We start from the raw sequence: 20,211 nt of genomic DNA on the forward strand, positions 1-20,211 counted from the left end.
GTCAGGTCCCGACCGCCGCCTCCCGGAGGCCGCTGCGCGCCGCCAGCGACGAGAGCCGGTCGACGTTCAGGATCAGGCCGACGCGCCCGTCCGAGAGGATGGCCGCGCCGGAGAGGAAGTCGGTGTCGCCGATCCCCTGGCCCAGCGGCTTGATGACGACCTGCTGCTGCGTCAGCACGTCGTCGACCACGATGCCCAGCTTGCGGCCCAGCCCCTCCAGCACCACCACGTGCCCCTCGGTGGGCGGCCGCTCCGGGCCGTCCATCTGGAGCAGCCGGTGCAGGCGGAGCAGCGGCAGGATCTCGCCGCGCACGTTGATGATCTCGCCGCGCCCGGCCGCCAGGGAGATCATCTCCTGGGTGGGCCGCAGCGACTCCACGATGGAGAGGCTGGGGATGATGTACTTCTCCTTGCCGCTGGCGATCAGCATGCCCTCGATGATGGCCAGGGTGAGCGGCAGCACCATCTTGAAGGTGGAGCCCTGCCCGGGGCGGGACGTCACCGAGACGCGGCCGCGCATCCCCTCGATGTTGCGCTTGACCACGTCCATGCCCACGCCGCGGCCGGAGATCTCGGTGACCTTGGCGGCGGTGGAGAACCCGGGCAGGAAGATGAGGTTGTAGATCTCCTGCTCGGAGAGCTCGCGCCCCTCCTCCACCAGCCCCTTCTCGCGGGCCTTGGCCAGGATGCGGTCCTTCTGCAGGCCGCGCCCGTCGTCGCCCAGCTCCACCACGATGCTGCCGCCCTCGTGGTAGGCGGAGAGCTTGATGACCGCGCGCGGCGCCTTGCCGGCGGTCTTGCGCTCGGCGGCCGCCTCGGTGCCGTGGTCGATGGAGTTGCGCACCAGGTGGACCAGCGGGTCCTCGATGCGCTCCACCATGGAGCGGTCCATCTCGGTGTCCTCGCCGAACTGCTCCAGCACGATGTCCTTGCCGCTCTTGCGCGACAGGTCGCGCACCAGGCGCGCCATCTTCTGGAAGGCGCCGCGCACCGGCACCATGCGCATCCGCATGGCCACGTTCTGCAGGTCCCGGCTGATCTTGGTGAGCTGGTTGAGGTAGTTGCGGATCTTGAGCGAGGAGAGCGCCGCGATCTCCGGCGCGTGCACCACCATCGACTCCACGATGATGAGCTCGCCGATCATCTCGACCATCGAGTCGACGCGCTCCAGGTCGACCTTGACGGTCTCGCGCAGCTGGCTGCCGCCGCCGTCGCTGGCGGGGCCGGCGGGCGCGGCCGGCGCGGCCGGGGCGGCCGGGCGGGGCGCGGCGGCCAGCGGGGTGGGCTCGGCCAGCGGGGTGGGCTCGGCCGGCGGGGTGGGCTCGGCCGGCGGGGCCGGCGGCGGGGCCAGGTCGGCCGGCGCGGCCGGCTTGCGCACCACGTAGAGCGGCTTGCCGCTGGCGTCGGGCGGGCCCTTCTTGACCACGAAGGCCTGCGGCGCCTCGGCGCCCTCCTCCGGCACCTCGTCGATGACCGCCTGGATGCGCTCCACCAGGCCCGGCACCGCCGGGTCGTCCTCCAGGTCGACGTGGGCGTCCACCGCCCGGCGCAGGGCGTCCAGCATGTTGCGGAGGCGCGCCGTGGACTCGAAGGTGACGTCGAAGGCCTCGCCCACCAGCGGCTGCTTGCCCTCCCGGACCTGGTTGAGGAGGGTCTCGGTGGTGTGGGCCAGGGCCACCAGCTGGGTCAGCTCGAGGAAGCCCGCCACGCCCTTGATGGTGTGGAAGACGCGGAAGAGCGCGTTGATCTTCTCGTGATCCGCCTCGCCCTTCTCGATGGCCAGCAGGATCTCGTCGGCCCGGGTCAGCCCCTCGCCCGACTCCTCCAGGAAGTCGCCGATGAGCTCCACCGTCTCGCCGTCGCGCCTGGAGCTGGCCGCCCCCGAGAGGGCGGCGGGCGCCGCGGCCGGAGCGGCGGGCGCGGGCGGGCGCCCGCCCTGCTGCTCGCCGACCAGCTGCCCGAGGCGCTTCAGGGCCTCCGCCGAGAGGTCGGTGGCCCCCAGCGAGGCCACCAGCTCGGCCGCCTCCTCGCGGAGCTGGCCGGTCAGGGCCCCCCCGGCGCGGGCCTCCTCCAGCGCCTTGATCAGCTCCGCCAGCGTGGCGGCGTCGTCGGCGTCGGCCTCGACCACCGCGGTGGCCAGGGCGTCGAGCAGGTCGGCGGGTGTCCGTGCAGCCATGGAGTGCCCCCTACAGCGTGACGAACTCGAGGCGGCCGGCGGCGTAGCCGGGCACCTCGACGTTGAACTCGCGCCGCTCGTCCGAGCCCTCGACGAGGGCCAGCAGCTCGGCGGCGCAGGCGGCCGGCGGGCAGGACATGGCGCCCAGCCGGAAGGGTCGACCGCCGGCGGAGAGGAAGCGGGAGAGGACGTTCATGACCTCCCCGAAGTTGTCCTGCAGCGACTCGTCCATCCGGCCGCTCGCCAGGCACTCCTTGACCGCGGCCATCGGCACCACCGACAGGGCCGCCGCCAGCGAGCCGGCCAGCGCCAGGTCGGCCCGCACCAGCACCTGCAGCAGCGGCTCGTCGGTGTGGAACAGGGCGGTGGCGTGCGGCGCCTTCGGCGGGGTCTCGTCCTCCAGCCGCGCCACCTTGACCGGCCGCATGAGCAGGGCTCCCAGGAGCTTCTCGAGCTCGGGCGGCTTGGGCAGGGGGACGATGACCATCGGCGTCGGGCCTCGTCAGGCGCGCGGGTGGACCAGCAGGAGGGCGGCCGTGAGGTCCCCGGTCTTGACCTCGGCCACCCGCACCCCGACCCGGTCGGTGGCCTGGATGGCCCCGCGGATGAAGACCGGCAGCCCCATCTGCAGGGCGCTGGCCCGATCGCGCACCCGCGCCTTGAAGGCGCCGGCCACGATGTTGATGATCTCGTTGACGGCGTCGGCCACCTCGCCGTCGGGCAGGTCGGCCTCGGCGGGGGTCATCCCCATCAGCCCCCTGGCCAGCGCCTGGCAGCCCTCCAGGCTGGAGGCCAGGCCGATCTGGACGGCCCCGGCCGGGCCCATCAGGCCCAGGTAGGCGCCGTGCAGGGGCACCGGGGTGTCGTGGCGGGCCGTCACCTCGACGCCGGCGAACCCGAGCGCCGAGGTGGCCACCTCCTCGAAGGCCCGCTCCAGGTCGGCCAGCCAGGTGGCCAGGCCCGCCGGGTCGCCGCTCACCCGATCACCGGGCCCAGCGAGGCCTTGAGGGTGTCGGGCGTGAACGGCTTGGTGATCATGAAGAGGGCCCCGGACTGGAAGGCCAGGTCGCGCATGGCCGGGTCGCTCTCGGAGGTGACGAACCCCATCTTCACGGGGTTGCCCTCCGCCCGGAGGGTCTTGAGCAGCTCGATGCCGCTCATCTCGGGCATGTTCCAGTCGGCCATCACCAGGTCGGGGGTGGCCGCCCGGATGAGCTTGAGGGCCTCGGCACCGTTGACCGCCTCGACGAAGGCGACGCTGTCGTAGCCGGCCTGCCGCACCGCGCGCATCACGATGCTGCGCATCGCCTTGCTGTCATCGACGACCAGAATCTGCATGGAAATCCCTTCCTCGCGGGTCCGGGGCAGGGCAATGCAGTCGCCGTGCCCCGCCCGGGCCGGGCGCGCGCCCGGAGCTTTTCCCCGCTCGTCCAGAGGGGAGCGCGCCTCCGCCGGCGCCGGGTTGGTGTGTCCCGCACCGGGTCTCCACGGACCGGGGTCACGGCTGACACCCGGGGCCGACCCGCCGCCGGGGTGCGGCGGCGCGGCGCCCGGGTGGGGAGAAACGGGCCCAGGCGGGCCGATCCGCGGCCGGGCGGGGGTGCGGCGATCCGTCCGGCCCCGGGTCCGGCGGCGAGGCGTGCCGATTGCACCGGGCGGGAAAGGACATGAGTTCACTCCCACCGCCCGAAACGCTCGCCAGTGTGGTCTCAGGTGTGACCGAGACCATGCTCGGCCTCACCTTCAAGGCCACCCGCGACGGCCAGCCCTGGAACGAGCTGGTCTGGCGGGCCGCGGTGCTCCCCATCCCGGGCGCCCGGCCGCTCACCGTCGGCCTGTCGTCCGACCAGCCGGGCTGCGTGCAGCTGGCGGCCAAGATGTTCCAGCTGGACCCCGGGGAGGTGGCGGACGACATGCTGTCCGACGCCCTCTGCGAGCTGGTCAACATGACGGCCGGGCTCCTCAAGTCCAACCTGAAGCTCGAGCAGGCGCTCGGGCTCCCTCGCCTCGTCCCCTCCGGCCAGCCGCCCGTGCCCACCCCGCCGCCCTCCACCAACAGCGTGGTGCTGCAGGCCGAGCGGGTCGGGCTGGTGCTGTGGGTCTTCGAGGGGATCGTCTGAGGCCGCCGGAGGAATCGCCATGCCAGCCATCCTGACCGTGGACGACAGCCGCGCCGTCCGCACCATCGTCGGCAAGCAGGTCAAGGAGCTCGGGTTCGACGTGCTCGAGGCCGAGGACGGCGTCCAGGGCCTGCAGGTGCTCTCGGAGAACACCGTGGACCTGGTGCTCCTCGACGTGACCATGCCCAACATGGACGGCCCGACCATGCTCCAGAAGATGCGCGAGGGCGGGAACAAGACCCCCGTCATCATGCTGACCTCGGAGTCGAAGCGGACCATCGTGGCCGGGGCCATGAAGCAGGGCATCAACGACTACATCCTCAAGCCCTTCAAGCCGGAGGAGCTGCGGGCCAAGGTGCTCTCGGTGCTGCAGGGCGAGCCCGGCGCCGAGTCCATCGTGGCCGAGGCCACCCACGCCCCCACCGCCGCCGAGACCGCCGCCACCGTGGCGCCCTCGACCGCCTCGTCCACCAACCCGGCCGGCGGCCGCTTCTGCGACGTGCTGCTGGTGGACGACATGGACAACGTCCACAAGAAGCTGCGCTCCATGCTGCCGCCGCACGTCTCCATGAACGCCTTCACCAGCGCGCAGCAGGCGCTGGGGGCCTGCCGCGAGAAGGTCTTCAAGGTGGTCCTGGTGGACACCGAGATCCCGGACGTCAACAGCTCGGTGCTGGCCCAGCAGGTCCGGGTGCTGCAGCCGCACGCCGCCATCGTGGCCCTGTCGCTGCGCACCGCCAACGACGCCGCCGGCGAGGTCAAGGACCAGGGCTTCGACTCGGTGCTCTTCAAGCCGTTCCGGCCCGAGACCATCGACGACTTCATGGTCCACTACTTCGACAACCAGGACTTCCTGGTGGTCGAGGACAACGTCCTCAAGATCACCCCGTTCACCGGCAAGGCCGACCGGGTGCAGCCCTTCTTCAACCGGCTCACCAGCGTCTTCCCGGAGGCCCTCGAGAAGGTGGCCGCCGCCTGCTACGACGAGGTCCTGCTGGACCTCGGCGCGCCCCCCGGCGAGGCCGACAAGCTCGCCAAGTTCGTGCTGGCGGTGGCCGAGAAGTCGAAGGAGTTCGGCATGACGCTGGCGCTGGTCGGGCCCGAGGGCGCCCGCAAGCAGCTGGCCGGCTTCACCGAGACCAAGGAGCTGCGCTACTTCCCGTCGATCCAGGAGGCGCGGGCCGGCGGGGCGGCGTAGGATGGGCGCCGCATGAGCATCGACAAGCTGGCCTCGGAGCTCGAGGTCATCCTCACCAAGCGCATCCAGTCCGACCAGCTGGTCCTGCCGACCATGCCGGCGGTGGCCCTCAAGGTGGCGGAGATCCTCAAGGATCCCGACGCCGGGATGAAGGAGGTGGCCGCCCAGCTCGAGAAGGACCCGGTGCTGGCCGCCCGCGCCCTGCGCATGGCCTCCAGCGCCGCCTTCGCCGGCGGCGCCAAGAAGGTCTCGCTGCAGGAGGCGCTGGCCCGCCTCGGCACCAAGACCATCAAGAGCCTGCTGGTGGAGGCCTCGGCCCAGAAGCTCTTCGTCTCGCGCAACCCGCAGATCAACGAGCAGCTCAAGGTGCTGTGGGAGCACTCGGTGGCGGTGGGCACCATGGCGCGCGACGTGCTGGCGCTGACCGGCGCCTCCGACTCGGAGGGCGCCTACCTGGCCGGCCTGCTGCACGACGTCGGCAAGCCGGTGGTGGCCACCATGCTGCTGGAGCTGGAGCGCCAGCTCACCGAGGTCTACCAGCGCAACTGGATCGACTCGGGCGAGTGGCTGGAGGTCATCGCCCGCGTCCACCGGCCGGTGGGGGTGGCGCTGGGCGAGCGCTGGCAGCTGCCGCCCGCCATCGTGGCCTGCATCAAGGAGTCGCAGGAGTACGACAAGGGCGACCGGAACAGCTTCGCCAACGCGGTCTGCTTCTCCAACGCCCTGGCCAAGAAGTCCGGCATCTACGCCGGGCCGGTGGACGCCGAGGACAACGACGCCATCATCATGATCGGCCGGTCGGTCATCGGCATCTCGGACGACATCCTGCGCACCCTGACCAAGGGGCTGCGCGAGCGGGTCTCCGGGCTGTACGACTGACGCCCCCGTCAGCCGGCTGACGCCGCGCCCCCGCCGCCAGCCGCCTGACGGCGCCAAGCGGCCGTGAACAGGCTGGTTTCCCGTGGCACGCGCCGTGCTCAATGGCGCCCCGGGAGACACCATGGCCGAAGAGACCAAGGAAGCACCAGCACCCAAGGCCGCCGGCGGATCGAAGATCGTCCCGATCCTGCTCGGCGTGAACATGCTGCTCGTCGTCGGCGTGCTGGCGCTCTTCATGCTGAAGGGCGGCGGCGGGGCGCCGCCGGCGGCGGCCCACGGCGCCGAGGGCGCGCCGGCCGAGGGCGAGAAGGGGGCCGAGGGCGGCTCCGCGGCGGGGCCCGGGCCCACCACCAAGATGGCCGACTTCGTGGTCCACCTGCGCGACGCCGAGGTGGACCGCTACGCCCGCATCTCCTTCGAGGTCGAGCTGGCCTCCGACGTGGAGAAGGCCAAGTTCGACAAGTTCTCGCCCCGCATCCGCGACGGCTTCATCGCCTACCTCTCCGACCGGACGCTGGAGGAGCTGCGCGGCAGCGAGCAGGTCAAGAAGGTGAAGACCTCGCTGCAGGAGCTCTTCAAGGAGCTCGCCCCGGGCGTCAAGGTCCGCGCCCTCTACATCACCGATCTCGTCATCCAGTGAGGCAGCCCCCATGGCCGCGACGCTGACCCCGGAGGAGATCAAGGCGCTCATGAGCGCCATCCAGGACGGCCGGGTCAACACCGAGTCGACCGCCAAGGCGGCGCGCTCCGAGGTGGTGCCCTACGACCTGACCAGCCAGGACCGGATCATCCGCGGCCAGATGCCCACCCTGGACGCCATCAACGAGCAGGTGGCCTCCATGCTGGGCATCGGGCTGGCCGGCCGCACCCGGGTCACCATGCGGGTCACCTCCTCGCCCGCCACCCTGGTCAAGTTCCAGGACCTGGTGCCGCTGCTGGCGCCGCCGGCCTCGGTCTGCGTGCTCGGCCTGGGCGCCTCCTACGGCTTCGCCCTGGCGGTGCTGGAGCCGGGCCTGGGCGAGGCGCTGCTCTCGGCCGCGCTGGGCGACCGCCGGGTGCGGCCGCCCGACGGCACCGGCGAGAGCCGCCGCGAGCTCACCAGCGTGGAGCAGCTGGTGCTGCGCCGCCTGCTGCTGATCCTCACCGACGCCATGGCGCAGGCCTGGGCGCCGGTCATCTCCTTCCAGCCCGAGGTGCTGCGCTTCGAGCTGGACCCGCGCATGGCCTCCATCGCGCCGCCCACCGACGTGGGCATCGTCTCCGGCTTCGAGCTCAAGGGCGGCATCGAGGGCCGGCTGCAGCTGGTCATCCCCTTCGCCGCCGTCGAGTCCGCCAAGCAGAAGCTCTCCAGCCCGCGCCGGCTCTCCCAGCGCGCCGACGAGCGCTTCGCCGAGGCGCTGGCCCGCGAGGTCGAGCAGGTCATGGTCGAGGTCCGCGGCATCTTCGGCAAGACCCGCATCCCCTTCGCCCGCATGCTCGAGCTGCAGGCCGGCGACGTGCTGCTGCTCGACACCGACGAGGGCAAGCCGCTGCCCATCATCGTGCAGGGGCGCGAGAAGCTGCACGGCACCCCCACCATCTCCGGCGGCAGCATGGCCCTGCAGGTCGACGGCCCCATCGCCCCGCCCTCGCGCACGCCGACCAGCATCATCCACTAGGAGCCCGACGTCATGGATCCCAAGCCCCCCCAGTCCGCCGGCGAGTCCTCCCGCCGCCTCGACATGCTGCTCGACGTCCCGCTCGAGGTGAACGTCGAGCTGGGCCGCACCCGCATGACCATCCAGGACCTGCTGCAGCTCGGCCCCGGCTCGGTCATCGAGCTCGACAAGGTGGCCGGGGAGGCCCTCGACATCCTGGTCAACGGGCGGCTGGTGGCCCGCGGCGAGGCGGTGGTCGTCAACGACAAGTTCGGCATCCGCATCACCGACATCGTCAGCCCGCAAGAGCGCATCCAGCGCCTCCGATAGCCCCGCCATGACCCCTGCCCTGCTCGCCCTGACCCTGTCGCTGGCCGACCCGCTCGGCTTCCCCTCCCCGCCCGCCGCGCTGGCCGTCGCCGCGCCGGCCACCACCTCGGCCCCGGACCAGCCCCAGGCCCGGACGCCCACCGCCCCGCCCCCGCCGCTGACCCTGCCGGCCGAGAGCGGCTTCGGCCTGGGCAGCCTGGCCCTGCCGGCGGCCGCCCTGCTGGCCCTGGCCGGCGCGGCGCTGTGGGCCTCGCGCCGCACCCGCGCCACCAGCCGCTACGTGCAGGTGCTGGAGACCACCAGCCTGGGGCCCAAGCGGTCGCTGGTGGTGGCCCGCCTCGGCGGCGAGCTGCTGGTGATCGGCGCCTCCGAGGCCGGCCTGCAGCTCCTGGCCGCCCGGCCCGCCACCCTGGACGATCGCGCCGCCGACGGCCCGGCCGAGGCGCTGGCGGCGCGCCTCCGCCCGGTGCCGGACCTGGCCCCGGAGGGCGCCCCGCCAGCCCACCCGGTGCTGGGGCTGCTCTCCCGCCTGCGCCGCGCCCCGGCCGCGCCGGCCCATGACCCCGCCACCTTCGACTCGCTGCTGGCCGAGAGCGCCGAGGACCAGGAGCTGCGCCGCAAGCTCGCCAACGGTCAGGCCGGGAGCGTCCGGTGACGCCCCTGCTGGCCGTCACCGCCGCGGCCCTGGGCGACGGCCCGCTCTCCATCTCGGTGCAGGGCGGCGGGTCGGCGCCGGTCAAGCTGTTCCTGCTCCTGACCGCGCTGACCTTCGCCACCGCGCTGCTCATCTCGGTCACCTCCTTCACCCGCATCATCATCGTCCTGTCCTTCCTGCGGCAGGCGCTCGGCACCCAGCAGCTGCCGCCCAACCAGGTGCTGCTGGGCCTGGCGCTGGTGCTCTCCTTCTTCGTCATGGGGCCCACCGCCAACCGGGTCTACGCCGACGCCCTGCAGCCCTACCTGGAGGACCAGATCGGCCACGTCGAGGCGCTGGAGCGGGCCAGCGGCCCGCTGCGCGAGTTCATGCTCAAGCAGACCCGCGACCAGGACCTGGCCCTCTTCTACGAGATCGCCAACCAGCAGCGGCCGGCCGCCAACGAGGTCATGCCCATGACGGTGGTGATGCCGGCCTTCATGATCTCCGAGCTGACCACCTCCTTCCGCATGGGCCTGTTCCTCTACATCCCGCTCCTGCTGGTGGACGTGCTGGTGGCCACGCTGCTCATGTCGATGGGCATGATGATGGTGCCCCCCACGCTGATCGCCCTGCCGGTCAAGGTGGCCCTCTTCCTGATGGCCGACGGCTGGCGGCTGGTGGTCTCCTCGCTGGCGCGGAGCTTCGGATGACCCTCGAGATCCCGGCCAACCTGCTGCGCGAAGGGCTGGTGCTGGTGGGCGTGGTGGGCGGCCCCATCTTCATGGTGATGCTCGGGGTGGGCCTGATCATGGGCATCCTGCAGGCCGCCACCCAGATCAACGACACGGCGGTGGGCTTCCTGCCCCGCGCCGCCGCCGCCGCCGCCTGCATCTGGCTCATGGGCGGCTGGATGATGGAGCGGATGAGCACCTACCTGGCCCAGGCCATCGTGCGGATGGGGGGGCGGTGAGCCGGTGGAGGCCTCCCTCGCCACCGTCTGGGGCTTCGGCCTCCTGCTCTTCCGGACCACGGGGCTGTGCCTGACCGCCCCGCTGCTGGGCGCGCGCATCGTGCCCGCCCGGGTCCGCCTCTCCCTCTCGCTGGTGCTGACCTACGCCGTCTACACCGGGGCCGGCGCGCCGGCCGTGCCGGTGCCCTCCTCGGTGCTCGGCCTGGCCGCCCCGGCCGCGCTGGAGGTGATCACCGGCCTGCTGGGCGGGCTGTCGGCGCGCTGGATGCTCGACGCCGCCCTGGCGGCCGGGCACCTGGCCGGGCTCTCGGCCGGCCTGGGGTTCTCGGCCCTCATCGATCCCGCCACCGGCGCCGAGTCCACCGGCCTGTCGCAGCTGCTCTTCGCCGGCGCCCAGGCCGTGGCCCTCTCCCTCGGCATCCACCGGGAGGCGGTGGCCTGGCTGGCCCGGGCCGCCCTGGCCTGGCCGCCCGGCGCCGAGCACGAGCTGGGGGCCATGGCGTCGCAGGTGGTGGGCCACGCCGTGCTGGCCATCGCCCTGGCGGTCCGGCTGGCCTTCCCGGTGATGGCGGCGGTGCTGCTGGGCCACGCCACCATGGGCGTGATGAACCGCATGGCCCCCACGCTGGGCCTGTCCAACGTGGGCTTCTCCATCGCCCTGCTGGCCGGCGGGGCCGGCGTCTACCTGTCCGCCCCCACCGTGGCCGAGCTGGCGGCCCGCGCGGCGGTGGCCGCCTTCCAGGGGTGAGCCGTGGCCGACGAGGAAGCGGACCAGGAAGAGAAGACAGAGGCACCCAGCGGCAAGCGCATGGGGCAGGCGCAGGAGCGCGGCGACCTGCCCATGGGCCGCGACGTGGCCCCGGTGGCCGGCCTGCTGGCCGCCACGGTGGCCATGGTGGTGCTGGGGCCGGCCCTGCGCGGCTCGCTCTCCTCCCTCTTCTCCGGCGTGACCGCCACGGTGGACCGCACCCCCTTCGGCGACCTGCCGGCCCTGATGGCCCAGCCCATCGGGCTGACCCTGGCGGTGTGCGCCGCCGCCGCCGCCGGCGCCGCCCTGGCCACCCTGGCGCAGACCAAGGGCGGGTTCTGGAGCGAGAAGATCGAGCCGGACTTCACACGCCTGTGGCAGGGGGTGCACCTCTTCAAGCTCTTCACCAAGGACTTCCTGGTCGACCTCGGCATCGCCCTCGTCAAGGTCGTGGCGATCGGCCTGGCGGCCTGGCTGGCGTCGCGCGCCGACTTCCTGGCGCTGCCGGCCATGCTGGGGGCCTCCCCGGCCGAGGCGCTGGGCTTCATGTTCGGAATGCTGGCCACGGCCGCCAAGCCGGTGCTGCTGGTGGTGGCGGCCATCGCCGGCATCGACGTTGCAGTGGTGCACTTCCGGTTCATGAAGAAGATGAAGATGACCAAGGAAGAGGCCAAGCGCGAGTACAAGGAGGACGAGGGCGACCCCCTGGCCCGCGGCAAGCGCAAGAAGCGCCACCGCGAGATCGTGGCCTCGGCGGTGCGCCGCGAGGTCCCCCGCGCCGACGCCCTGCTGGTCAACCCCACCCACGTGGCCATCGCCCTGCGCTACCGCAAGGACGAGGGGCGCGCCCCCCGGGTCATCGCCAAGGGCAAGGGGCTGCTGGCCGAGCACATGCGGGCCCTGGCCCGCGAGCACGGCATCCCCATCGTCGAGGACATCCCGCTGGCCCGCCTCCTCTACCGCAAGGTGAAGACCGGGCGGGAGATCCCGGCCGCCACCTACAAGGCGGTGGCCACCATCCTGGCCTTCGTCTACCGCGTCACCGGCCGCTCGCCGGGCGCCGGGCAGGCCCCCGCCCGCCTCGCGCCTGGCGGCGCGGCGCGCGCCTGATCGGACCGGAGGCACCACCCCATGGCCGACCCCACCCTCACCCCCCCTGGCGGCCGCGCCGAGACCCTCATCGCCGTGGCGGTGCTGGGGATCGTCGCCATCCTCATCGTCCCCATCCCGGCGGTGGCGCTGGACGTGCTGCTGGCCCTCTCGGTCGGCATCTCGGTGGTCATGCTGCTGGTGGCCCTGGGCCTCACCAAGGCGGTGGAGTTCTCGGTCTTCCCCTCCCTGCTCCTCATCATCACCCTCTTCCGCCTGGCCCTGAACGTGGCCACCACCCGCCTCATCCTGCTGCACGGCGGCGAGGGCCCCGGCGCGGCCGGCCACATGATCGAGACCTTCGGCCGCTTCGCGGTCGGCGGCAGCCTGGTGGTGGGCCTGGTCATCTTCCTCATCCTCCTGATCGTGAACTTCACGGTCATCACCAAGGGCTCCAACCGCGTCTCGGAGGTGGCGGCCCGCTTCACCCTCGACGCCATGCCCGGCAAGCAGATGGCCATCGACGCCGACCTGGCGTCGGGCGTCATCGACGACCGCGAGGCCATGCGGCGGCGCAAGGGGCTGGAGGCCGAGTCGGAGTTCTTCGGCGCCATGGACGGCGCCTCCAAGTTCGTGCGCGGCGACGCGGTGGCCGGCCTGGCCATCACCGCCGTCAACATCGTGGGCGGCCTGGCGGCCGGCCTGCTGCGCGATCGGGTGCCGCTGGCCACCGCCATCGAGAACTACACCCTGCTCACCGTGGGCGACGGCCTGGTGACCCAGATGCCGGCCCTGCTGGTCTCCACCGCCGCCGGCATCGTGGTGACCCGCGCCGCCGGGACCAACCTGGGCACCCAGCTGGGCGCCCAGATCTTCGGCAACGCCCGGGTGCTCCAGACCTCGGCGGGCGTGCTGCTGGCCCTCGGGCTGCTGCCCGGCATGCCGCTGCCGGCCTTCGGCTCGGTGGGCCTGCTGCTCTTCACGCTGGGCCGCCGCGCCCAGGGCGCCGCCCGGGCCGCCGCGGCCGGGCCCCGCCCCAAGGTGGAGGACGCCAAGGCGCCGGGCGACCGGGTGCAGGACCTGCTGGCCCTCGACGCCCTGGAGCTGGAGGTGGGCTACGGCCTCCTGCCGCTCATCGACCTGGAGAAGGGGGCCGAGCTGCCCGGCCGGGTCACCGCCCTGCGCCGCCAGATCGCCAGCGATCTCGGCATCGTGCTCCCCTCGGTCCACCTGCGCGACAACCTGCGACTCGACGCCAACGACTACCGGGTCATGCTGCGCGGCCTGGAGATCGGCCGCGGCGTGGCCCACGCCGACCGGCTCATGGCGCTCGACCCGGGCGGCGGCGAGCCCGGCATCGACGGGCTGCGCGGCGTGGACCCGGCCTTCGGCCTGCCCGCCATCTGGGTGGTGCAAACCGACCGGACCCGCGCCGAGGGGATGGGGCTCACCCTGGTGGACCCGCCCTCGGTCATCACCACCCACCTCTCCGAGCTGCTGCGCAAGAACGCCTCGGACCTGGTGGGCCGGCAGGAGGTGCAGGAGCTGCTGGCGGTGGTGTCGCGCGAGGCGCCCAAGCTGGTGGAGGACGTGGTGCCGGGCTCGATCACCCTGGGCGAGGTGGTGCGGGTGGTGCGCGGCCTGCTGCGCGAGGGGCTCTCGGTCCGCGACCTGCGCACCATCCTGGAGGCCGTGGCCGACGCCGCGCCCCGCTCCAAGGACACCGGCTTCCTGGTCGAGGCGGCGCGCCGCCGCCTGACCCGCCAGATCACCTCCCGGGCCGCCGGCCAGGACGGGGTGGTGCGGGCCCTGACGCTGGACCGCTCCACCGAGGAGGTGCTGCGGGCCACCCTGGGGGCCGCCGACGGGGAGGCCGCCCTGGCCCCCGACGTGGAGACGGCCCGGCGGCTGGTGGGGGCGCTCGAGTCCCACGCCACCCGCCTGGCCACCGCCGGCAACCCGGTGGTGCTGCTGGCCCCGCCCGACCTGCGCCGCCCGCTCTTCGACTTCGGCAGCCGCTTCGTCCCCGACCTGCTGGTGGTCTCGGCCCGGGAGCTGACCCCGGGGACCACCGTCGAGCCGGCCGGCCTGGTGGCCGCCCACGCCATGCTGGGGGCCGCCTAGCCTCCACGCCGCCCGGGCCCCCTGCCCGGCCGGCGGAACGCCGGTTGCAACTGGTCGCCTCACGGAGCCATCCCGATGACGCCCACCGTCCGAACCTTCAGAGCCCCCGACACCAACGCCGCCCTCGCCGCCGTCAAGGCCGCGCTGGGCTCCGAGGCCGTCATCCTGTCCACCCGCTCCGTCGACGCCGGCATGTTCCGCCGCGCCGAGGTGGAGATCACCGCCGCCCTGGGGCAGGCGGAGGAGGACCTGCCCAGGCCCCGGCCGCGCCCCCGCAGCGCCGCCGCCGCGGTGGCGGCGCACGCCCTGGCCGCCGGCCAGCCGGCCCCGCGCGCCGCCGCCCCCCTGCCCGCGCCCCGCCCCCCGCCGGTGCGCCCCGAGGACGACCCGGTCTCCGACGAGCTCCGCTCGCTGCGCCGCAGCGTGGAGGAGGCCCGCAAGGCCCTGGCCACGGTGACCCGCGAGGCCCGCGCCGGCCGCGACCTGCAGCTGCCCCCGGCCGCCGCCGAGATCCACGCCCGGCTGACCGGCCGCGGGGTGGAGCCGGCCCTGGCCGAGGGGCTGGTCCGCTCGGCGCTGGCCAGCACCGGCCCGGACGCCCAGGCCATCCTGGCCGCGGTGCGCGACCTGCTGGGCGAGCGGCTGGTCCCCTGCCGCGCCCCCTGGCTTCACGAGAGCCGCCACGTCATCGCGGTGGTCGGCCCCACCGGGGTGGGGAAGACCACCACCCTCGCCAAGATGGCGGCGCGGGCCATCCTGGAGGCCAAGAAGCGCGTCGCCTTCGTGACGCTCGACACCTACCGCATCGGGGCCACCGAGCAGCTGGCCCGCTACGGGGAGATCATGGGGGCGCCGGTGCTGGTGGCCCGCGACCGCGGCGAGCTGGCCCGGGCCATGGAGCGGGTGGCCGACGTCGACCTGGTCCTGGTGGACACCGCCGGCCGCTCCACCCCGGAGGACGTGGCCCGCCAGGCCGCCCTGGTCCGGACCATCCCCCGGGTCCAGCTGCACCTCGTGGTGAGCGCCGCCACCGGCGCCAGCGAGCTGGCGGCGGTGGCCGACCGCTACCGCGCCCTCCAGCCGGATCGGCTGGTCGTGTCGAAAGTCGACGAAGCCGCCGGTCCAGGCGGTATCCTCTCGGCGTCGGTCCGGATCTGCCGTCCCATCAGCTGCGTGGCGGACGGGCAGCGGGTCCCGGAGGACCTGCACGCGCTCACCGGCTCCCAGCTGGTGGACCTGGTGGCAGGACCCGACGACGCCGCGTAGCCGAAGGGAGCCGTGATGGTGGACCAGGCAGCCAGCCTCCGCGACCTCGTGGGACAGCCGCGGGCGCCGCGCCCGCCGCTGCGGGTGATCGCCGTCACCAGCGGCAAGGGCGGCGTGGGCAAGACCCACGTCTCCGCCAACCTGGCGGTGCTGTGCGCCAAGGCCGGGCGGCGGGTGCTGCTCATCGACGCCGACCTGGGGCTGGCCAACGCCGACATCGTGCTGGGCATCTGCCCCACCCGCCACCTGGGCCACCTGCTGGACGGCAGCGCCACCGCCACCGAGGTGCTCACCGAGGGCCCCCACGGCGTGCGGGTGCTGGGCGCCTCCTCCGGCGTGCAGGAGCTCACCCAGCTCACCGACGAGCAGAAGCTGCGGCTGGTGTCGGCCTTCGAGGAGGCCGAGTCCCAGTTCGACCTGGTGCTGCTCGACTGCGGCGCCGGCATCGGGGACAACGTGCTCTTCTTCGCCGGCGCGGCCCAGGAGGCCCTGCTGGTGGTCTCGCCCGAGCCCACCTCGCTGTCCGACGCCTACGCCACCGTCAAGGTGCTCTCGCAGCAGGCCGGCGTGGCCTCCTTCGCGGTGGTGGCCAACCAGGCCGCCGACTTCCAGGGGCGCGACGTCTTCCGGCGCCTCACCCAGGTGACCGAGCGGTTCCTGCCGGCCAAGCTCACCTACCTGGGCCACGTGCCGCGCGACGAGAACCTGCAGCGGGCCGTGCAGGTGCAGCAGCCGGTGGTCGATCTCTACCCACGGTCGCCGGCCAGCCGCGCCCTGCAGGTCCTGGCCGACGCCCTGCTGGCCTCGCCCGCCCCGGCCGCGCTGCAGGGCGGCGTCAAGCTGTTCTGGCAGCAGCTGCTCGAGGAGCGCGCGCCCGGGGCCTGACCATGAACCGCGCCGTGGCCAAGTACGGGGGGAGCGGCGGGGGCGACCCCGAGCGGGAGCTGCTCAAGCGCCACGGCCCGCTGCTCGACCGCATCGCGCGGCGCCTCTCGGCGCGCACCGGCCACGCGGTGCAGCCCGAGGACCTGTGGAGCGCCGGCGCCATGGGGCTCATCGAGGCGGCCCGGCGCTTCGACGCCGGCCGCGACGTCAAGTTCGAGACCTTCGCCGAGCACCGCATCCGCGGCGCCATGATCGACGAGATGCGGCGCATGGACCACCTGCCGCGGCGGCTGCGCGACGACGCCGACCAGGTGGAGCGCGCCCACGCCCGGCTGGCCCAGCAGCTCCAGCGGGAGCCCACGGTGGAGGAGGTGGCCGAGGCGGTGGGGGCGCCGCTGGAGGACGTCATGGAGGTCATGCAGCTCCTCCAGCCGGCCGTGCCGATGGCCGAGGAGCTGGCGGCCAGCGAGGCGCCGGCGGCCGACGAGGCCTACGGCCAGCACCAGCGGCAGCGGGCCCTGGCCGGCGCCATCGCCGAGCTGCCGGAGCGGCTGCGCATCCTGCTGGCGCTCTACTACGACGAGGCGCTCACCTACCGCGAGATCGCCCGCATGCTGGGGGTCTCCGAGCCGCGCGTCTGCCAGCTGCACGGCGACGCCATGAAGCGGCTGCGCGGGGTCTTCGCCGAGCCGGGGTGAGGCGGGGCGGCCGCGGCCCCGCTCAGGGCAGGGCGGCGCGGGCGTTGAAGCGCACCGTGGCCAGCTCGTCCATCGAGCGCTGCTCGCGCTTCTCCCGCTCGTCGCGGATCTCCGAGCGCTTCTTCTCCTGGACCCGGCGCGCCGCCTCGGCGTCGCGGTGGGCCGCGGTGTAGCCCACCCGCGCCAGCTGCTCCCGCCGGGCCGCCTGGGCCAGCTCGCGCTCGGCGCCGCGCACGTCCTGCAGCGCCCGGACGTGGGCGGTCTCCTCCAGCAGCCAGAGCTCGGCCGACCCACGGCTGCGGCCGTCGGTCCGCGCGACCTGGCGCAGGCCGGCGAGCCGCTCCGTGGCACGCCCCAGGCCCGACTGGGCCCGGGCCAGGCCCTCGAGCGCGCTGTCCTCGCCGCGCTCGCGCACCTGGACCAGCTTGTCGAGTCGGGTCTTCGGTTCCACGTCAGGCATTACGGCACGCTCCCACGGTGGTGATTAGCCCTGAAAGGAGGGACACCGCCGCCGCACCCCCGGCGGCCCTGGCCGGGTCGTGGTGGACCTCGGCCGCGTCAGCCGGCCGGCGCCACCACCCCGCCTCCCTGGCCCGACCCTTGCTCATGTCGTGCCGAGGAGACAGCGCCATGGCGGACGGCATCTACATCAGCATGTGCGGGGCGGTGGCCCGGGCGGAGCAGCTCGACTCCATCGCCGACAACCTCGCCAACGCCCAGACCCCGGGGTTCAAGGCCTCCAGGCCGGCCTTCGAGACCTTCCTCTCCCCCAGCGGGGCCCAGGACAAGCACTACGCCGCCGCCGTGGCCACGGCCACCGACCTGCGCGCCGGCCCCACCACCCACAGCGGCAACCCCCTGGACGTGCTGCCGGACGAGGGCGCCTTCCTGGCCGTGCGCACCCAGGCGGGCGGGACGGCCTACACCCGCGACGGCCGGTTGACGCTGGACGCCGCCCGGCGCCTCGTTTCTGGCGCGGGCCAGCCGGTCCTGGACGACCAGGGCCACCCCATCGTCATCCCACCCGACCTCACCCCCACCGTGGACGACCGCGGCCGGGTCCACGCCGGGGCGCTGGAGGTGGGGCAGCTGGCGCTGGTCCGGCTGGAGGGGCCGGTGGACCGGCTCGGGCCCGCCTCGCTGGCCCCCGGCCAGGGCGGCCGCGCCGTGCCGGTGGAGGCCTCGGTCCGCACCGGGGAGATCGAGCTCGGCAACGCCAGCGCCCTGGAGGCCACCATCGGGATGGTCTCGGCCCAGCGCTCCTACGACACCGCCATGCAGGCCATCCAGACGTACCGCCAGCTCGACCAGCGCGCCGCCGAGCTGGGCCGCACCCGCTAGCCAGGAGGAGACCAGATGCTCCGATCGCTCTACACCGCCGCCACCGGGATGGAAGCCCAGACGCTCCGCATGGACGTCATCTCGAACAACCTGGCCAACACCAGCACCACCGGCTTCAAGCGGGTGCGGGCCGAGTTCGAGGACCTGCTCAGCGAGACCCTGCGCGGCGCCGCCGCCCCGGACCCGCGCGGCGGCACGCCCCCCTCCCCGCTGCAGGTGGGCCTGGGCGTGCGCACCGGCACCACCACCCGGAGCTGGGCCCAGGGCGACATGATGGCCACCCAGAACAAGCTCGACTTCGCCGTCGAGGGCAGCGGCTTCTTCCAGGTGCAGCGCCCCGACGGCACCCTGGCCTACACCCGCGCCGGCAACTTCCGCATCGACGCCACCGGCCGCCTGGTGACCCAGCGCGGCGAGCTGGTCGAGCCGGGCATTACCGTGCCCAGCGACACCCTCGACCTGTCGGCCAACCCGGACGGCACGCTCTTCGCCAAGGTGGCGGGCAGCAGCACGCCCCAGGAGATCGGCCGCCTCGACCTGGCCACCTTCCCCAACGCCGGCGGCCTGGAGGCCATCGGCGGCAACCTCTTCGTGCAGACCGTGGGCAGCGGCGAGGCCCTGGTGGTGCGGCCGGGCGAGCAGGGGGCCGGCACCCTGGCCCAGGGCTACCTGGAGGGCGCCAACGTCAAGGCCGTGGAGGAGATGATCGACATGATCTCCACCCAGCGCGCCTACGAGCTCAACTCCAAGGTCATCTCCACCGCCGACCAGATGCTGCAGCGCCTCACCACCATGCGCTGAGCCGGGCCGCCATGCTCCTCGCCACCCTCGCCCTCCCGCTCCTCCTCGCCGCCGCGGCCTCGCCGCAGGCCGCCGTCGACGCCGCCCTGGCGCCGGCGGGGGCGCGCGCCGAGCTGGCCGGGGTGGCGACCTCCTCCGGGGCCGGCTGCCGGGCCGAGTCCTGGGAGGCGCTGGCGGCCGTGGAGGCCTCCGGCCGGGCCGCCCTGCGCTTCAGCGGGCGCGACGCGGCCGGCGCGGCCTGCCAGGGCTACGCCTGGGCCCGCGTCCGGGTGCTGGGACCGGCCGCCGTCACCACCCGGGCCCTCGAGGCCGGCGAGCCGCTGGACGGCGCGCTGGTGGTCGAGGAGCGCGAGGTGGTGGCCGGCCGGCGCCTGCTGGCCGCCGCGCCGGGCGGGGCCAGCGCGGCCCGCCGCCTGGCCGCCGGGGCGCCGCTCGACGAGGGCGCGGTGAGGCTCGGACCGGCGCCGGGCCAGCCGATCTCGGTGCGCCTGCGGCTCGGCGCGCTGGTGGTGGAGCAGCCTGGCCGGGCCCTGCCCTGCCAGCGCGGCCGCGCCTGCGCCCTCCTCCCGTCCGGCCGGCGGGTCGAGGGGCGCTTCCTCGACGGCCACCTCCAGGTGGAGGCCCCATGATGACCCCCCGCCACCCCGCCGCCTGGCCGCTCCTCGGCACCCTGCTGCTGACCGCCTGCGGCAACGGGCACATCGACAAGTACGTGCCCAAGACCCGGGCCCCCCCGGTGCCGGAGGCCTCGCCCGCCAGCGCCCAGTCGGGCAGCGACGGCAGCCTGTGGCGCGAGGGGCTCTCGGCCTCCAACCTCTACACCGACGCGCGCGCCCTGCGGGAGAACGACCTGGTGGTGGTGAAGGTGGAGGAGATCGCCGACGCCAAGCGCTCCGCCGACACCGACCTCAACCGCAACAGCCACACCGAGGCGGCCCTGAAGGCGCTCATGCAGGCCACCGCGCAGTCCTACAGCCTGGGCGGCGGGGTGGACACCACCTTCAAGGGCAACGGCTCCACCGCCCGCACCGAGCGGCTCACCGCCACCGTCCCGTGCATCGTCAAGAAGGTGCTGCCCAACGGCAACCTCTTCATCGAGGGGCACCGGGTGGTGCTGGTGAACAGCGAGGAGCAGCACTTCTACCTCTCCGGCGTGGTGCGCCCCATCGACATCGACCAGGAGAACAGCGTCAAGAGCTCGGTGGTGGGCGAGGCCGAGGTGGAGTTCACCGGCCGCGGCGTGCTCTCCGACAACCAGCGCCAGGGCTGGCTGTCCCGCGCCTTCTCCTGGCTCTGGCCGTTCTAGAGGCCC

24 protein-coding genes are annotated in these 20,211 nt (G+C 73.8%); 19 read left to right on the top strand and 5 right to left on the bottom strand.

Going from position 1 to position 20,211, the window contains the following annotated elements; translation table 11 throughout:
- Position 1: 1 nt before the first annotated feature.
- The 4 genes from IPO09_15750 to IPO09_15765 are packed head-to-tail and all read right to left on the bottom strand — an operon-like array spanning position 2 to position 3,514.
- A complete protein-coding gene (locus tag IPO09_15750; protein MBK9518768.1) occupies positions 2–2,176 on the bottom strand; it encodes a chemotaxis protein CheA in 2,175 nt (724 codons plus the stop codon).
- Positions 2,177–2,186: 10 nt separating this feature from the next.
- Complete coding sequence (locus IPO09_15755; GenBank protein MBK9518769.1) at positions 2,187–2,663, bottom strand: hypothetical protein; 477 nt, start codon at positions 2,661–2,663, stop codon at positions 2,187–2,189.
- A 15-nt stretch (positions 2,664–2,678) separates the two neighbouring features.
- A complete protein-coding gene (locus IPO09_15760; protein MBK9518770.1) occupies positions 2,679–3,155 on the bottom strand; it encodes a chemotaxis protein CheX in 477 nt (158 codons plus the stop codon).
- Positions 3,152–3,514 carry a response regulator gene (locus IPO09_15765; GenBank protein MBK9518771.1) on the bottom strand — a complete coding sequence of 121 codons (363 nt, stop codon included), beginning with the start codon at positions 3,512–3,514 and terminating at the stop codon, positions 3,152–3,154. The genes IPO09_15760 and IPO09_15765 overlap by 4 nt, the downstream gene beginning before the upstream one ends.
- A 329-nt stretch (positions 3,515–3,843) precedes the next feature.
- On the opposite strand from IPO09_15765, the gene IPO09_15770 reads away from it, so the two are divergent.
- From IPO09_15770 to IPO09_15840, 15 genes are all read left to right on the top strand, one after another.
- Positions 3,844–4,296: a chemotaxis protein CheX gene (locus tag IPO09_15770; protein ID MBK9518772.1), complete on the top strand. Its 453-nt coding sequence runs from the start codon at positions 3,844–3,846 to the stop codon at positions 4,294–4,296.
- 19 nt (positions 4,297–4,315) lie between these two features.
- Positions 4,316–5,494 carry a response regulator gene (locus tag IPO09_15775; protein ID MBK9518773.1) on the top strand — a complete coding sequence of 393 codons (1,179 nt, stop codon included), beginning with the start codon at positions 4,316–4,318 and terminating at the stop codon, positions 5,492–5,494.
- A gap of 12 nt (positions 5,495–5,506) precedes the next feature.
- Positions 5,507–6,373, top strand: coding sequence for an HDOD domain-containing protein (locus IPO09_15780; GenBank protein MBK9518774.1), 867 nt, complete (start codon positions 5,507–5,509; stop codon positions 6,371–6,373).
- A gap of 121 nt (positions 6,374–6,494) precedes the next feature.
- Complete coding sequence (locus tag IPO09_15785; GenBank protein ID MBK9518775.1) at positions 6,495–7,013, top strand: flagellar basal body-associated FliL family protein; 519 nt, start codon at positions 6,495–6,497, stop codon at positions 7,011–7,013.
- Positions 7,014–7,023: 10 nt separating this feature from the next.
- Positions 7,024–8,031: a FliM/FliN family flagellar motor switch protein gene (locus tag IPO09_15790; protein MBK9518776.1), complete on the top strand. Its 1,008-nt coding sequence runs from the start codon at positions 7,024–7,026 to the stop codon at positions 8,029–8,031.
- A gap of 12 nt (positions 8,032–8,043) precedes the next feature.
- Complete coding sequence (fliN, locus tag IPO09_15795; protein MBK9518777.1) at positions 8,044–8,340, top strand: flagellar motor switch protein FliN; 297 nt, start codon at positions 8,044–8,046, stop codon at positions 8,338–8,340.
- Between the two features lie 7 nt (positions 8,341–8,347).
- Positions 8,348–8,995: a flagellar biosynthetic protein FliO gene (locus IPO09_15800; protein MBK9518778.1), complete on the top strand. Its 648-nt coding sequence runs from the start codon at positions 8,348–8,350 to the stop codon at positions 8,993–8,995.
- The gene (gene fliP, locus IPO09_15805; GenBank protein ID MBK9518779.1) at positions 8,992–9,687 is read left to right on the top strand and encodes a flagellar type III secretion system pore protein FliP; all 696 of its coding nucleotides are present in this window, start codon (positions 8,992–8,994) and stop codon (positions 9,685–9,687) included. Before IPO09_15800 ends, fliP begins: the two co-directional genes overlap by 4 nt.
- A gap of 8 nt (positions 9,688–9,695) precedes the next feature.
- Positions 9,696–9,947 (top strand): flagellar biosynthetic protein FliQ, encoded by a 252-nt coding sequence (locus tag IPO09_15810; protein MBK9518780.1) that lies wholly within the window; start codon positions 9,696–9,698, stop codon positions 9,945–9,947.
- 4 nt (positions 9,948–9,951) lie between these two features.
- Positions 9,952–10,695: a flagellar biosynthetic protein FliR gene (locus tag IPO09_15815; protein MBK9518781.1), complete on the top strand. Its 744-nt coding sequence runs from the start codon at positions 9,952–9,954 to the stop codon at positions 10,693–10,695.
- Between the two features lie 3 nt (positions 10,696–10,698).
- The gene (locus IPO09_15820) at positions 10,699–11,805 is read left to right on the top strand and encodes an EscU/YscU/HrcU family type III secretion system export apparatus switch protein (GenBank protein MBK9518782.1); all 1,107 of its coding nucleotides are present in this window, start codon (positions 10,699–10,701) and stop codon (positions 11,803–11,805) included.
- 21 nt (positions 11,806–11,826) lie between these two features.
- On the top strand, positions 11,827–13,908 hold the full coding sequence (gene flhA / locus IPO09_15825; GenBank protein MBK9518783.1) for a flagellar biosynthesis protein FlhA: 2,082 nt from the start codon (positions 11,827–11,829) through the stop codon (positions 13,906–13,908).
- Positions 13,909–13,983: 75 nt separating this feature from the next.
- Positions 13,984–15,174: a flagellar biosynthesis protein FlhF gene (flhF, locus tag IPO09_15830; protein ID MBK9518784.1), complete on the top strand. Its 1,191-nt coding sequence runs from the start codon at positions 13,984–13,986 to the stop codon at positions 15,172–15,174.
- Positions 15,175–15,189: 15 nt separating this feature from the next.
- Positions 15,190–16,059 (top strand): MinD/ParA family protein, encoded by an 870-nt coding sequence (locus tag IPO09_15835; GenBank protein MBK9518785.1) that lies wholly within the window; start codon positions 15,190–15,192, stop codon positions 16,057–16,059.
- Positions 16,060–16,061: 2 nt separating this feature from the next.
- Positions 16,062–16,757, top strand: coding sequence for a FliA/WhiG family RNA polymerase sigma factor (locus tag IPO09_15840; protein ID MBK9518786.1), 696 nt, complete (start codon positions 16,062–16,064; stop codon positions 16,755–16,757).
- Between the two features lie 22 nt (positions 16,758–16,779).
- Here IPO09_15840 and IPO09_15845 read toward each other — a convergent pair whose 3' ends face one another.
- Positions 16,780–17,217, bottom strand: a complete 438-nt coding sequence (locus tag IPO09_15845; GenBank protein MBK9518787.1) for a flagellar FliJ family protein — start codon at positions 17,215–17,217, stop codon at positions 16,780–16,782.
- Between the two features lie 170 nt (positions 17,218–17,387).
- On the opposite strand from IPO09_15845, the gene IPO09_15850 reads away from it, so the two are divergent.
- From IPO09_15850 to IPO09_15865, 4 genes are read left to right on the top strand one after another with little or no spacing between them, the layout of a single operon-like run.
- Positions 17,388–18,098, top strand: a complete 711-nt coding sequence (locus IPO09_15850) for a flagellar hook basal-body protein (protein MBK9518788.1) — start codon at positions 17,388–17,390, stop codon at positions 18,096–18,098.
- A gap of 15 nt (positions 18,099–18,113) precedes the next feature.
- Complete coding sequence (gene flgG / locus IPO09_15855) at positions 18,114–18,899, top strand: flagellar basal-body rod protein FlgG (protein MBK9518789.1); 786 nt, start codon at positions 18,114–18,116, stop codon at positions 18,897–18,899.
- An 11-nt stretch (positions 18,900–18,910) separates the two neighbouring features.
- Positions 18,911–19,528 carry a hypothetical protein gene (locus IPO09_15860; GenBank protein MBK9518790.1) on the top strand — a complete coding sequence of 206 codons (618 nt, stop codon included), beginning with the start codon at positions 18,911–18,913 and terminating at the stop codon, positions 19,526–19,528.
- Positions 19,525–20,205: a flagellar basal body L-ring protein FlgH gene (locus tag IPO09_15865; GenBank protein MBK9518791.1), complete on the top strand. Its 681-nt coding sequence runs from the start codon at positions 19,525–19,527 to the stop codon at positions 20,203–20,205. The genes IPO09_15860 and IPO09_15865 overlap by 4 nt, the downstream gene beginning before the upstream one ends.
- Positions 20,206–20,211: the final 6 nt, after the last annotated feature.

This window comes from Anaeromyxobacter sp. (assembly GCA_016718565.1).
In the GTDB taxonomy this organism is placed as follows: Bacteria; Myxococcota; Myxococcia; order Myxococcales; family Anaeromyxobacteraceae; genus JADKCZ01.

What these genes read in the sequence shown, in the direction of transcription:
- IPO09_15750 (MBK9518768.1), bottom strand. Translation starts at nt 2,176, where the DNA reads ATGGCTGCACGGACACCCGCCGACCTGCTCGACGCCCTGGCCACCGCG.
- IPO09_15755 (MBK9518769.1), bottom strand. Translation starts at nt 2,663, where the DNA reads ATGGTCATCGTCCCCCTGCCCAAGCCGCCCGAGCTCGAGAAGCTCCTG.
- IPO09_15765 (MBK9518771.1), bottom strand. Translation starts at nt 3,514, where the DNA reads ATGCAGATTCTGGTCGTCGATGACAGCAAGGCGATGCGCAGCATCGTG.
- IPO09_15770 (MBK9518772.1), top strand. Translation starts at nt 3,844, where the DNA reads ATGAGTTCACTCCCACCGCCCGAAACGCTCGCCAGTGTGGTCTCAGGT.
- IPO09_15775 (MBK9518773.1), top strand. Translation starts at nt 4,316, where the DNA reads ATGCCAGCCATCCTGACCGTGGACGACAGCCGCGCCGTCCGCACCATC.
- IPO09_15780 (MBK9518774.1), top strand. Translation starts at nt 5,507, where the DNA reads ATGAGCATCGACAAGCTGGCCTCGGAGCTCGAGGTCATCCTCACCAAG.
- IPO09_15785 (MBK9518775.1), top strand. Translation starts at nt 6,495, where the DNA reads ATGGCCGAAGAGACCAAGGAAGCACCAGCACCCAAGGCCGCCGGCGGA.
- IPO09_15790 (MBK9518776.1), top strand. Translation starts at nt 7,024, where the DNA reads ATGGCCGCGACGCTGACCCCGGAGGAGATCAAGGCGCTCATGAGCGCC.
- fliN (MBK9518777.1), top strand. Translation starts at nt 8,044, where the DNA reads ATGGATCCCAAGCCCCCCCAGTCCGCCGGCGAGTCCTCCCGCCGCCTC.
- IPO09_15800 (MBK9518778.1), top strand. Translation starts at nt 8,348, where the DNA reads ATGACCCCTGCCCTGCTCGCCCTGACCCTGTCGCTGGCCGACCCGCTC.
- flhA (MBK9518783.1), top strand. Translation starts at nt 11,827, where the DNA reads ATGGCCGACCCCACCCTCACCCCCCCTGGCGGCCGCGCCGAGACCCTC.
- flhF (MBK9518784.1), top strand. Translation starts at nt 13,984, where the DNA reads ATGACGCCCACCGTCCGAACCTTCAGAGCCCCCGACACCAACGCCGCC.
- IPO09_15835 (MBK9518785.1), top strand. Translation starts at nt 15,190, where the DNA reads ATGGTGGACCAGGCAGCCAGCCTCCGCGACCTCGTGGGACAGCCGCGG.
- IPO09_15840 (MBK9518786.1), top strand. Translation starts at nt 16,062, where the DNA reads ATGAACCGCGCCGTGGCCAAGTACGGGGGGAGCGGCGGGGGCGACCCC.
- IPO09_15845 (MBK9518787.1), bottom strand. Translation starts at nt 17,217, where the DNA reads ATGCCTGACGTGGAACCGAAGACCCGACTCGACAAGCTGGTCCAGGTG.
- IPO09_15850 (MBK9518788.1), top strand. Translation starts at nt 17,388, where the DNA reads ATGGCGGACGGCATCTACATCAGCATGTGCGGGGCGGTGGCCCGGGCG.
- flgG (MBK9518789.1), top strand. Translation starts at nt 18,114, where the DNA reads ATGCTCCGATCGCTCTACACCGCCGCCACCGGGATGGAAGCCCAGACG.
- IPO09_15860 (MBK9518790.1), top strand. Translation starts at nt 18,911, where the DNA reads ATGCTCCTCGCCACCCTCGCCCTCCCGCTCCTCCTCGCCGCCGCGGCC.
- IPO09_15865 (MBK9518791.1), top strand. Translation starts at nt 19,525, where the DNA reads ATGATGACCCCCCGCCACCCCGCCGCCTGGCCGCTCCTCGGCACCCTG.